This is a genomic window from Mucilaginibacter sp. (assembly GCF_028288225.1).
Taxonomy (GTDB): domain Bacteria; phylum Bacteroidota; class Bacteroidia; order Sphingobacteriales; family Sphingobacteriaceae; genus Mucilaginibacter.
The window spans coordinates 22,905-34,905 of sequence record NZ_JAQBOC010000012.1; the positions used below are offsets into that span (position 1 = coordinate 22,905).

The window sequence follows — 12,001 nt, forward strand, 5'->3', positions numbered from 1 at the left end:
TCAATATTACAATTAATTTTGAAGATGCTAAAAAACGAATTTATTATGAACTAAGGATGAAAAAAAAGTCGGAAAGACCGAAAAGTCAGGAAAGTCTGGAAGTATTAAAAGTTCTGACTTAAAGCGTAATAACTTCTTTACAAAACTAATTCCCCTTCTTTCGGAATTTAGCCGAAGCCTGTATTAATCACGCCACAGGAAGGGAAACAAAATAAGCGAGGTTGTAATTACAATTACATTAATAGCAAAAAGCACCCCAATATTGCCATAGCTTAAGCTTCTTTCAATGCCATCCATAGCGCTTTTACTAAGTTTGATAAGCAATAAAATAACAGGAATAATAACCGGGAAGCTTAATATTGCCATCAGTGTACCGTTATTACCGGCTTTTGAAGCAATGGCCGATATCATTGTAAAAACAGTGGAAAAACTAATACTGCCCAGCAATACAGTTAAAAAATAATAGAGCGGATCGCCTATGGTATTGTTAAAAAACACCATATAAACCGGCAATGCCAAGGCACTGAGCAACGACATCAGTAAAATATTATAGATAGTTTTTGACAGGATAATTGCCTGCGGGCTTGCTATGGAGTAATAATATAGCAAACGGCTTTTACTCTCTTGCATAAAGCTTTTGGCAATGGCATTAACCGCGGCAAAAAGAATAATTATCCAGAATAAAACATTCCAAACTATTGGGTAACCCTTATTGCCTGTAAAGCCGGGATTTAAGTTAAAGGCGATATAACAAATAAACACCGTTGAAACCACATACAACAGCACGCCATTGAATGCGTATTTTGAACGCCATTCCAATACAATTTCCTTTTTTAAAAGATATATGGTTTGGTTGATGAGCTGCATGGGGCAAAGATAGTATTTTGGTTGATTGAGTTGATTGAGGATTTGTTTATTAGTTCAATGGTTCATCAGGGCATTGGTTGATTTGGTAAAAAATTACAACCTTTACAATATTTATATATCGCTAATTCAGTAATTCACTAACTCACTAATTAATTACCATGCCCGTTGCTTATTATAAAACCCCCATTGGCATTGTACGCATAACAGAGGAAGATGAATTAATCACTTCGATCTATGCACTTGATGAGGATTACGAGGTATTGCCACCTGAAACTCCCCTGCTACAATTGGCCATTAAACAATTGGATGAATATTTTGGGGGCAAAAGAAAGGTTTTTGATCTGCCTGTTAAACAGCAGGGCTCCGCGTTTCAGCAGCAAGTTTGGGAGCAGCTAACTAAAATTGATTATGGTAAAACTATAAGTTATTTGCAGCAATCTAAATTACTGAACAATCCATTAGGCATAAGGGCAATTGCATCAGCCAATGGCAAAAACCACCTATTAATAATTGTGCCGTGCCACCGTGTTATTGGGTCTGATGGCAGCCTTACAGGTTTTGGATGTGGTATATGGCGTAAAAAATGGCTGCTTGAACACGAGGCCAGGGTGTTGGGCGTAGGACAAATTACACTTGATTTTTAACCAATTCATTTGCCGTTAACAGGCTTTTTATTTTAACATATAGTTCATGCGGCTGAAAAGGTTTTGACAGCAAGTCATTCATTCCTGCTGAAATAGCTTCCTCCTTTTCGTAATCAAACGCCGCTGCAGATAATGACATAATTGGCACACTCCTCTTAGGTTCTTCAAAACTGCTACGAATAGTTTTAGTGGTTTCATAGCCATTTAATTCGGGCATATGTGTATCCATCAAAATAAGGTCGTAATCTTTGGCTCGTAGTTTGTCAAGCACTTTGCGGCCATTATCTACCACTTCAAATTCAATACCCCAGTCTTTAAGCATTTTAGCTAACATAAACTGGTTAACAAGGTTATCTTCTGCAACTAAAATATTTACATTTTCAAATTGCTCAAGTGCACCGGCTGCTTTAGTTTCAACTTTATCCTTAGGTTTATCAGCAATGCTGTACCAATTAATAAAACTAAAGGTGCTTCCCCTGCCCTGTTCGCTGCTTACAATAAGATCACCTCCTTTTAATTCAACCAATTTTTTAACAATAGCAAGTCCTAAACCTGTTCCTCCATATTTAGCTGCAGTATCGTCTTCGGCCTGCTCAAAAGATTCAAAAACACCACCAAGCCTATGTTCAGGAATCCCTATTCCGCTATCTTCAACAGTAAATTTTATTTCTGCCTTAACGTTGTTTTTTTGTAATACCGTTACTATTAATTTAACGTATCCACGTTCAGTAAACTTAATCGCATTGCTTAATAAGTTCATCAATATCTGGTTTAAACGCAATGAGTCTATCATCAGGTTTACAGGGATTTCAGGATCAATATCCAGCAGGAACTCAATATTATTTTCATCAGCCTTAAACTTAAGCAAACCATATACCGCTCTTATCACTTCATTAGGGTTATGTGATGAGCGTACAATTTTAAACTTACCTGCATCAATTTTTGAAATATCAAGCACATCATTAATAACGCCTAATAATGATTGGGATGATACTTCCAGCAAATCGATCATGCTGTTTTGTTGCTCGTTAAGCTCTGTTTTTCGTAAAAGATTTGTTAAGCCAATAATACCGTTAACCGGGGTACGCAGTTCATGGCTCATATTTGCCAAAAAGGTTTCTTTTACCTTTTTACCGTATTCAGCGCTTTCTTTTGATCTGATAAGCTGATCCTCGAAGTTTTTTTGGGCAGATATATCGCTAATATTTAAAAACAGCATTTTATTCCGGTAAGCAACCCGACACTCGGCCCAAATAATTACGTTATTAAAGGTATTGAACCGAAACTCAGAAACGGATGAATGCAGGCCATCTTTTACAATTTCATTTAGTTTTGCTTTAAAAGGCTCCTTTTGTTCATCAATAGCAAAATTTATAATATTGGCACCAATAAGCTCAGCAGCTTTAAAACCCATTATTTTTTCAACAGCGGGGTTAATATTTTGGATCAGAAAGGTTTGCGCATCAACCGAGCAGATAATATCGGCCGAGTTTTTTACAACAACAGCCATGTTTTGAAGTTCTTCGTTTTTTAGTTTGATCTCAGCATGATATTGAGCCAGCTGAATAAATGAGTCCACCTTTGCCAAGGTTATAAACGGATCAAGCGGTTTATAAAGATAATCAACGGCCCCTACACCAAAACCCTTAACAGCATACTTTGCTTCCTTTGATATTGCCGTTACAAAAATCACCAGGATATCTTTGGTGCGCGGGTTTGATTTAAGCATCTCAACAAATTCAAAACCATCCATTTCAGGCATCTGAACATCTATCAATGCAATTGAGATCTGATTTTCCCAGGCAAGCTTTAAGCCCTCATTAGGGGATGTGGTAGAAAACAAACGTATGTCATCCCTGTCAAGCAAAGCGCTTAAGGCAACTATATTCTCTTTGCGGTCGTCAACAATCAGTATATTAACAGGGATCATCTAATATGGGATATGCTTAATCTATTAAAAGTTCAAAGATTTCGTTTGTCCTTAATACGTAATCAACCGCATTAATGTTAATGGCTTCATTAGGCATTTCTGGCATTTCGGCATCATCCGGATGTTGTGCTATGGTTAATGAACCTGCATTTCTTAGTTTAAGCAAGCCCTGTGCCCCATCCTGGTTAGCGCCTGAAAGCAATATGGCAGTACATTTATTTTTATATATTTCGGCGGCGCTTTCAAAAGTAATGTCAATTGATGGTTTTGAATACCATACAGCATCTGAAACGTCTAAACTAAAATGACCATCACTTTCGATTAAAACGTGATAATTTGCCGGTGCTACATAAATAGTGCCCTTATTTATTTTGTCTTTGTCGCCAATTTCTCTTAACAACATGCGACTATTTTGTGCAAAAAGTCTTTCCATTTCACTGGTAAAATTTCTTTTGCGGTGCATAACAATAATTACCGCTTTATTTAGATCAGGAGGTAGAAACTTCACAATACCAAATAATAATTTAAATGAGCCCGCAGAACCGCCCAGCAACACGATATCAGAGTTGTGCCAGCGATCAATTATATTTTTATCAAGCCCCAATTTTCTGGTATATGTTTTCCTTTTGATTTACTGCCTTAAACTTTTTCTTAAAAGCATCTGATCTAATAGTTTCTTTGCTCCCAAGGCATAAAAAACCGTAGGGGCATAAGCTTTTATAAAAAAGCTCCAATATTTTTTCCTGAAGCTGTGTTTCAAAATATATAAAAACGTTGCGGCAGCTAATTAACTGAAATTCATTAAAAACCGTATCGGATATTAAATTATGGACGGAAAATAAAGTACTGGCCTTTAACTCACTATGAATAGTAGCTGCATCATACATAGTGGTAAAATGATCAGTAAGTGACCCTTTTAATCCCGATAGCTGATAATTTTCGGCATAGCTTTTTATATTCCGGTAGCTATAAATACCCATTCGCGCTTCTTTTAAAACAACTGTATTTACATCAGTGCCATAAATAAATGATTTCTCTTTAAGCCCTGACTGGTCTAATAAAATTGCCAGTGAGTAAACTTCTTCGCCCGATGAACACCCGGCTGACCATATTTTTATATGCTGATAAGTTGACAGATATGGGATTACCTGGTTGTTAAGCGCCTTATAAAACGAAGGGTCGCGAAACATTTCAGTAACGTTTACTGTGATCTCTTCTAAAAAATCCTGGAAAAAATCTGCGTTATTTACTAAAATATGTTTCAGGTCGTAAAATTCCAATTTTTTAATCATCATTATCCTGCTAAGTCTTCTTTTTAATGATGCTTTTGAATAATCAGAAAAATCAAACCCATGAACTTTTTTTATAAGGTCAATAAGTTCTGTGATCTGCTCAGCCGATAACCCTTGTGAAGAAACATTCATATTCAGCTCCCCAGCCAAAGTTGCATTAATGATATCAATCTGTCCATATCAACCGGCTTTGTTATATAATCATTAGCACCGGCTGCTATACACTTTTCGCGGTCATCCATCATTGCTTTGGCCGTTAAGGCTATTACAGGCAATTTGGCCCATTTGTTTTGCTTTCTAATATATCTTGTTGCCTCGTAACCATCCATTACCGGCATCATTATATCCATAAGTACTAAGTCAATATCCTTAATTGCCTCAAGTTTATCAATAGCCTCCTGCCCGTCATTAGCAATTTCAACAATCATGTCATATCCCTGCAGCGCGCTGCTCAAAGCAAAAATATTGCGCATATCATCATCAACAATCAATACTTTTTTCCCTTTTATAACATCCTTACCTTGTGTAACCGTCTTACTTTTGGGTACAGAAGGTATATCAGCAGGGCGATCAGCTAATTCGCGAACCTTATTTAAAAACAGGTTAACCTCATCAATAAGCCTGTCGGCAGATTTTGTGGTTTTAACAACCATTGCATTGGCATACTGCATAAGCCGGCTAACTGAGGCCTTGTCCAGCTCCATAGCTGTATTAATAATTACCGGCAGCGCTTTAAACCTGTCAATTTCCTTTATTTTATCTAAAAAGTCGAGGCCTGAAATATCAGGCAGGTTAAGATCAAGTATTACACACTGGTATTCTTTTTCATGGAGCATCCTGAATGCCGATTCTCCATCAAAAGCCTGGTCAACTGTAATACCCTGGCTTTGCATCATGTCGTTCAGCGCCTGGCTTTGGGTTTTATTATCTTCAACCAATAATATCTGGGCGAATTTTTTTCCGCTTTGCAGCATTATATCGGTAAACAGCTTATCAAGAGTATTCTTATCAATAGGCTTTTTAAGAAAGCTTATTGCCCCTTCGCGGCGCACACGGTTAGCTGCTGCTTCGCCTGCCGACATCAGGTGAACGGGTATGTGCATGGTTAGCTCATCCTGTTTTAGCTCCTTTAATATTTGCCATCCATCCTTACCCGGGAGCATAATATCCAGTATTACCGCATCCGGCTTATTTTCTTTTATAATTTCAACCGCGTTTGTGCCCTCGTTAACCATTATTGATTTATAGCCATGATCACGGGAGTAATCATGCAAAATATCGGCAAAGTTTTTATCGTCCTCAACAATTACAACCAATGGCTCTTTGTCAGCATCTTTAGCAATCTGTTTGGCTGGTTTTAAAAATTGCTTTTCGGGTGCAAAAGTTTCAACAGTCGGAACGGTTTGTTCATCCGGCTGTAATACCACTTTTGCTTCTAATGGTATGGTTAGTATAAATTCACTTCCGTCACCAGGCGCGCTGGTTAAGGTTATTTTACCACCAAGCAGGGTAACCAGTTCACGGCTTATTGATAAGCCCAGGCCTGTACCGCCAAATCTGCGGCTTGTTGATCCGTCTGCTTGCTGAAACGCTTCAAATATTATTTTCTGTTTATCATGCGGGATTCCTATTCCTGAATCCTTTATATGGAAGCTTACTGTTTTTTCTTCGTCGCCAGGAACCACCTCTATAATAATGGAGCCATTCTCGTGCGTAAATTTAAAGGCATTTGAGAGCAGGTTCTTTAATACCTGTTCAACCCGCAGTTTATCTGTGAATATGCTCACAGGTAAATCTTTACTGGTGTTAATGGAATAACTTATCTTCTTGTTGCGGGCAACTTCTGCAAACAACATTTCCATATCGTGCAAAATATCGGCAATTTTTACATTGTCATTTTGCATCTCCAGCTTACCCGATTCAATTTTCGACAGGTCAAGGATATCATTAATAAGTGTAAGCAGGTCATTACCGGCATTAAATATCACACTGGCATATTTTACCTGGTCTTCTGAGAGATTGGCAGGCTTATTATCTTTTAAGATCCTGGCTAATACCAGTATGCTGTTTAGAGGTGTGCGCAACTCATGACTCATGTTTGCCAAAAACTCCGACTTATATTTACCAGTAGTTTCAAGTTCGCCAACCTTAATATTTATTGCCTTGCGGGCTTCTTCAATCGTCTGGTTCTTTTCTTCAAGCAGGCTTGCTTTTTCTTCCAACTCGGCATTGGTATTCCGCAATTCTTCCTGCTGTACCCGCATCTCTTCTTCTGATGCCTGCAGCATTTCGGTTTTACTTAACAGTTCTTCGTTGGTAACCCGCATCTCTTCCTGCTGAGCTTCCAACTCTTCAGCCTGTTGTTGTACCTGCAATAGTAGTTCGTGCATTATTGTACGTGCCTGGGCTGTGTTAACTGCAATACCAATTTCATTAGCTACCGCTAAAATGTATTCACTGGTCATTTTATCCAGCTCATTTGCAAATGCTATTTCAATAACACCTTTCAGCTTTTTATCAAAAAAGAATGGCACAATAAAGCTTTCAATTATTTCCTGGTGAATTACTGACGACCCCAGCTCGAGCTTTTCATTCAATTTACCCTTTATAACTGCTGCCTTTTCATCTTTGGCAACCTGGCCTAACCATCCCTCAGATATTTTAACTATTCTTTTTAAAGCATCCGGATTATTGAAGGCATAGGATGAGTATAACTCAAGTATTTGCTGCTCTTCGTTAAATAAATAAAATGTGCCTGTTATAGCTTTGGTATACTTGCAGATCTCTGTAAGAATGTTGCCGGCCAGTTCTCTTTCACTTTGCTGGCCCTGCATCCTTTCATTAATAGAGCCTGTTCCGGTTAGCAGCCAGTTTCTAGCTTTGTTTTCATCAAGCACCACTTCAAGCTCACTGTTGGCTATTTTTATCTCTTGTTCAATTTTTTTCTGTCGTTCAAAAGTGCCTTGGATATAAAAGAACAACACAACTATTATTACAAGGAATATAATTGAACCAATCACTATCGTGTCAATGGCTTTTGACGAGGCACCCTTTGAACTGGCTTTTCTGATAGCCAGTAAATTATCTTCCGTATTTTTCATGTGGTTAATTACCGAGCGGATCTCGTCCATATTATGCTTTCCGTTAGTAAGCATATTATTAGTAACCATGTAATCCAATCCCTGAACCTGGCGAACTTCAATATTGGTTTTCAGAATATTTAACTGAGTATTAACCAGCATTGCCAGTGTATCAACCCTCCTAACCTGTACTTGGTTATCTGCAATTAGCTCCCTAAGCTGTTCAATATCATTTTTAATTTTTGGCAAAGCTGCATTATAAGGGTCAAGCATTGCAGGCTTATTGGTTGCTACATATCCGCGCATACCGGTTTCACCATCTGTTAATAACTGCAGCAGATTAGTGGTGCTCTTTATTACCTTTTGTGTATGTTCAACCATGTTGGAATCGTTTTCCAGCTGGTTAATGCTTTTGTAGGACAAGATCCCAACCAATAAAACCAAAATTACAGACACAGCAAAACCTGCAAATACCTGCTGGCGAAAAGAAAATCTTAACATTTAGTTTGTTTTAAGTTTAAGCTAATACAAATATGTTAAATAAATTAGTTTTTAAATATACTTATTTGAGTAGCAAGCAATTGAAATGATTAAAACAAAATGCACTAATTTTGTTTTGAAATAGGCTCAAAATTATTTTTAAAGTCTGGCCTTCTTCCAAAAACAACACCAGCCAATGCCAGTAAGGGCCCGCCGAATAAAAGGTACCAACCCCATTTAAATTTTATTTTACCACTTAAATAAGCAGATACAGATCTGAAAGGGATAAAGCTAAAAGATGTATGAACTTTTAATAAGGCAAGAAGGTAAAATAATATAACCAAACCAAGTGAAAGCCAGGCAGCAAGCCGTGTTATTTTTACCTGGTTAAAAACAGTGCCTAATATACCAACTACAGCGACCAGCAAAATTACAATACCATATGGCTTGTTGCCATCATAAACATTCCAGTTTCCAATAATTGGGTGCAAAACCGGGCAATAAGTACCGGCTATAAGTATAATAAAGCCGATAAATGAAGATAAAGGTATTAAGGCGCATTTTATTTTTTAATTTCCATTTTATCAGCAAAGTGGGCGCAGTAATCGCGCAGGTCCTCCACAATATTTGTTTCCCCGGTTGCGCGTAAAAAGCTATCGCCCATGGTTTGCAGGGTTTCGTAAAAAAATCGTTTCATCTCGTCAACAGGCATATCTTTTGTCCATAGGTCAATACGCAGGGTGTTTTTATAGTTCTGATCCCACAGTGCCAGCATCATTGATTTTACAGGCAATGCTTCTTTATTCTGTGCATCTGTTGATTCCCACATAATATTTTCCGGAACATTATTATCATCAAGTTCTATAGTAAGCTTTATCTCAGCAGTTTTCATCGTAAATATTCGTTTTTAATTTATTCAAGGGCACTCGTGAGTGCTTCGCAGTTATTTAACAAGTAAAAATATAATAGCCGCCAAAGTTATAAAGCTTAGCTCTACTATCCATAATTTTTTAGTGGCAGGAAAGAAATTACGGAACATAATATCCATAAATGACACTACAACTGCAAACAGGATAAAGATCCATCCTACTGCCGTGCTCATGGTTTTAAAATGCGTACCTGAAATTTGCACACCGTAAATCCAGCTGTAAACTGCAACAACCAAAAGAAATGCGCTCGCAAAATTTAGGGGGGTAATCCTAAGCTTCATATTTGTTTTAATGTTTTTTTCTGTATGATTTGGGAGATTTAGTTCTTTTTGCAGCCGGCCTGCCGGATGCTTTCGCTTTGGCTGCATCAAACTTTTTATGCTGGTTCAGGGTCTTCTTTTCATGAAAGGCTCCCTTAAATTCAGGGTCGTCGCGGCGTTTTTGCATGTCAACCTCTTTGGCCTGCTCCTGTTTTTCATCATAGGGAGTTGCCTCAATAAACACATCAACAGGAATATCAGTTACCAGAATTGTTTGCTTTATCAGCTTTTCAATTTTGCGGATATAATATTCTTCATGCGGACTGCAAAAAGTGATTGCTTCACCTGACTGGTATGCTCTGCCAGTTCTTCCTATCCGGTGCACATAATCCTCAATTACAACCGGCACATCAAAATTTATCACATGGCTTACATCGCTCACATCAATACCCCGCGATGCTACATCCGTTGCCACCAATATTTTCACCTCATCGTTCTTAAACGCGTTAATGGCATTAATACGGGTGTTTTGTCCTTTATTAGCATGCAAAACCTTAACCTCTTTTTCACCGAACTTACGGAGTAAAAACTTGTATACGTCCTCGGCTGCCAGGCGGGTTTTACAAAAGATGATCAGCTTTTTTATATCGTCCTCAACATCGAGCAATTTTTTAAGCAGGTTTATTTTTGTTTTAACATTTGGTACAAAGTATAACTGCTGATTTACAGTTTGCGCCGGGGTTGCCTGCGGTGTTACCTCGATAATGGTAGGGAATTCCAGAAAATTATTAGAAAGCTCATGGATCTTGTCAGACATAGTTGCCGAAAAAAGCAGGTTTTGCCGTTTTACCGGTACAACTTCCAGGATACGGTTGATCTGCGGCATGAAGCCCATATCCATCATTTTGTCAGCTTCATCCAATACCAAAACCTGTAATGTTTTAGTAACTATATGGCCGGCCAGGTAAAGATCCATAAAACGGCCGGGGGTAGCCACAATAATATCAACTCCTTTATTTATTTGTTCGATTTGCGTTTTTGGGCCCAGGCCGCCATATAAAACAACCATCCGTAAATCGGTATTAGCTGCAAAGGTCCTTACATTTTCTTCAATTTGCATAGCCAGCTCACGCGTTGGCGATACAATAAGCGCACGGGCATGATCACCCTGAGCATATTTAAGCTTCATGATGATAGGCAAAACATAGGCTGCAGTTTTACCTGTGCCGGTTTGCGCTATGCCCATCACATCCTGCCCGTTCAATATTGGCGGGATAGCTTTTTGCTGGATAGGCGTAGCCTCGGTATAACCGGCATCAGCAATGGCATTTAAAATTTGCCGGTTAAATTTAAATTCTTCGAAAGATACACCCATCGGGCAAAGATATGGTTTAAGTCGGTAAAGTCCGAAAGTCGGGTAAGTCCGAAAGTTAAATGCGGAATCCGAAATGTTGATTGCGGAATGTTTAACAATTCCTTCTTCCGGACTTTCGGACTTTTCCGACTTTCGGACTTCCCAATAACTATTTCATCTACACATTGTAGCCATTCATCTATTCATTGCGTATTGTTAAGTTTAACAACTTATCTTGCGTCAAATTTTAATCACATGAAACAAAAATTACTTGCATTATCTATTTTATTTATCTCTTGCATAAGTGCAGCATCAGCCCAAACAGGCCATAAAGGTGAGTTTTACCTGGGCGGCAGCTTAAGCTATGATTATAGCGGCTACGGATCGTCAAATACTATTAATTACAATGATGGCTATACTATTTACACCACCAGCAAGATCTCTTCTTTCAGTATCAGGCCCGAGTTTGGGTTTTTTATAAGCGATAAATGGTCGATCGGAATCCAACCGGTTTACTTACGCAATTCAGGTACCGAAACATCAAATTTTTACTCCGCTACAACGCCTGCTAATGATTTTGTATCAAGTAATACTTATCATAACGATGTTGTAGGCATTGGCGTACATGCCCGTTACTATTGCATGATAACTGATAAATTTGGCTTTTTTCCCGAGTTTGGTATCAGCACTTTAAACAACACCACTTACTTTAAGTATGGTACATTTAGCCTGGGTGGTACTCCTAACTTTGTATTTTTCCCTACTCCGAAGCTTGGTGTTAACCTTGGTTTTGGCGGAGCAGCTTACAACCTTGATTATCAAACTAAAGACAGCACTTTCCATTTAGGTCTTAATGATAATATATCTTTCGGGCTCAACTATTTTTGGGGAAGAAAATAAGGTGATGTGTGGATTTTGAATGTGCGGAGGTGCAGATTCTTAAATGCGGAAGTCGGAATGCCGATTGCGGAATGTTTTAATACAATTCCTTCTTTCGGACTTTCCGGCTACCGGACTTTCGGACTAAAGGCAACCTCTAAAACTCAGTTGAAAGAATAGTCATTATAATCAGTTGTCATTGAGTATCTTGCATTAATGAAACAATATAAACGTCATAGAGATTACGGTTTTTTTGACCAGGACATCAGATTGACTAAGCTGAGTG

The 12,001-nt window shown here is 38.3% G+C and carries 11 protein-coding genes; 2 read left to right on the forward strand and 9 right to left on the reverse strand.

Translation table 11 applies throughout. From position 1 onward, the window contains the following. Positions 1–183: 183 nt before the first annotated feature. Positions 184–867: a heme exporter protein CcmB gene (locus JWQ54_RS03090; RefSeq protein WP_299580037.1), complete on the reverse strand. Its 684-nt coding sequence runs from the start codon at positions 865–867 to the stop codon at positions 184–186. Between the two features lie 158 nt (positions 868–1,025). On the opposite strand from JWQ54_RS03090, the gene JWQ54_RS03095 reads away from it, so the two are divergent. Further along, positions 1,026–1,511 carry a methylated-DNA--[protein]-cysteine S-methyltransferase gene (locus tag JWQ54_RS03095; RefSeq protein ID WP_299580041.1) on the forward strand — a complete coding sequence of 162 codons (486 nt, stop codon included), beginning with the start codon at positions 1,026–1,028 and terminating at the stop codon, positions 1,509–1,511. Here JWQ54_RS03095 and JWQ54_RS03100 read toward each other — a convergent pair. The 8 genes from JWQ54_RS03100 to JWQ54_RS03135 all read right to left on the reverse strand — a co-directional run bounded on the left by JWQ54_RS03100 (position 1,495) and on the right by JWQ54_RS03135 (position 10,857). Continuing rightward, positions 1,495–3,441 carry a response regulator gene (locus tag JWQ54_RS03100; protein ID WP_299580044.1) on the reverse strand — a complete coding sequence of 649 codons (1,947 nt, stop codon included), beginning with the start codon at positions 3,439–3,441 and terminating at the stop codon, positions 1,495–1,497. The two genes, JWQ54_RS03095 and JWQ54_RS03100, sit on opposite strands and share 17 nt — an antisense overlap. Before the next feature lie 16 nt (positions 3,442–3,457). Beyond that, a complete protein-coding gene (locus JWQ54_RS03105) occupies positions 3,458–4,045 on the reverse strand; it encodes a chemotaxis protein CheB (protein WP_299580047.1) in 588 nt (195 codons plus the stop codon). Then, positions 4,035–4,865: a protein-glutamate O-methyltransferase CheR gene (locus tag JWQ54_RS03110; RefSeq protein ID WP_299580049.1), complete on the reverse strand. Its 831-nt coding sequence runs from the start codon at positions 4,863–4,865 to the stop codon at positions 4,035–4,037. The genes JWQ54_RS03105 and JWQ54_RS03110 overlap by 11 nt, the downstream gene beginning before the upstream one ends. 2 nt (positions 4,866–4,867) lie before the next feature. Then, positions 4,868–8,314: a response regulator gene (locus tag JWQ54_RS03115; protein WP_299580052.1), complete on the reverse strand. Its 3,447-nt coding sequence runs from the start codon at positions 8,312–8,314 to the stop codon at positions 4,868–4,870. Between the two features lie 104 nt (positions 8,315–8,418). Then, positions 8,419–8,784 carry a hypothetical protein gene (locus JWQ54_RS03120; RefSeq protein ID WP_299580055.1) on the reverse strand — a complete coding sequence of 122 codons (366 nt, stop codon included), beginning with the start codon at positions 8,782–8,784 and terminating at the stop codon, positions 8,419–8,421. Between the two features lie 71 nt (positions 8,785–8,855). Continuing rightward, entirely contained in the window at positions 8,856–9,185 is a 330-nt protein-coding gene (gldC, locus tag JWQ54_RS03125; RefSeq protein ID WP_299580058.1) for a gliding motility protein GldC, read from the reverse strand. Positions 9,186–9,236: 51 nt separating this feature from the next. Then, a complete protein-coding gene (locus JWQ54_RS03130; protein ID WP_299580061.1) occupies positions 9,237–9,503 on the reverse strand; it encodes a hypothetical protein in 267 nt (88 codons plus the stop codon). A 7-nt stretch (positions 9,504–9,510) separates the two neighbouring features. Then, positions 9,511–10,857 carry a DEAD/DEAH box helicase gene (locus JWQ54_RS03135; protein WP_299580064.1) on the reverse strand — a complete coding sequence of 449 codons (1,347 nt, stop codon included), beginning with the start codon at positions 10,855–10,857 and terminating at the stop codon, positions 9,511–9,513. A 234-nt stretch (positions 10,858–11,091) separates the two neighbouring features. Between JWQ54_RS03135 and JWQ54_RS03140 the strand changes: the two genes are divergently transcribed. Beyond that, positions 11,092–11,736 (forward strand): outer membrane beta-barrel protein, encoded by a 645-nt coding sequence (locus tag JWQ54_RS03140; RefSeq protein WP_299580067.1) that lies wholly within the window; start codon positions 11,092–11,094, stop codon positions 11,734–11,736. Positions 11,737–12,001 lie beyond the last annotated feature (265 nt).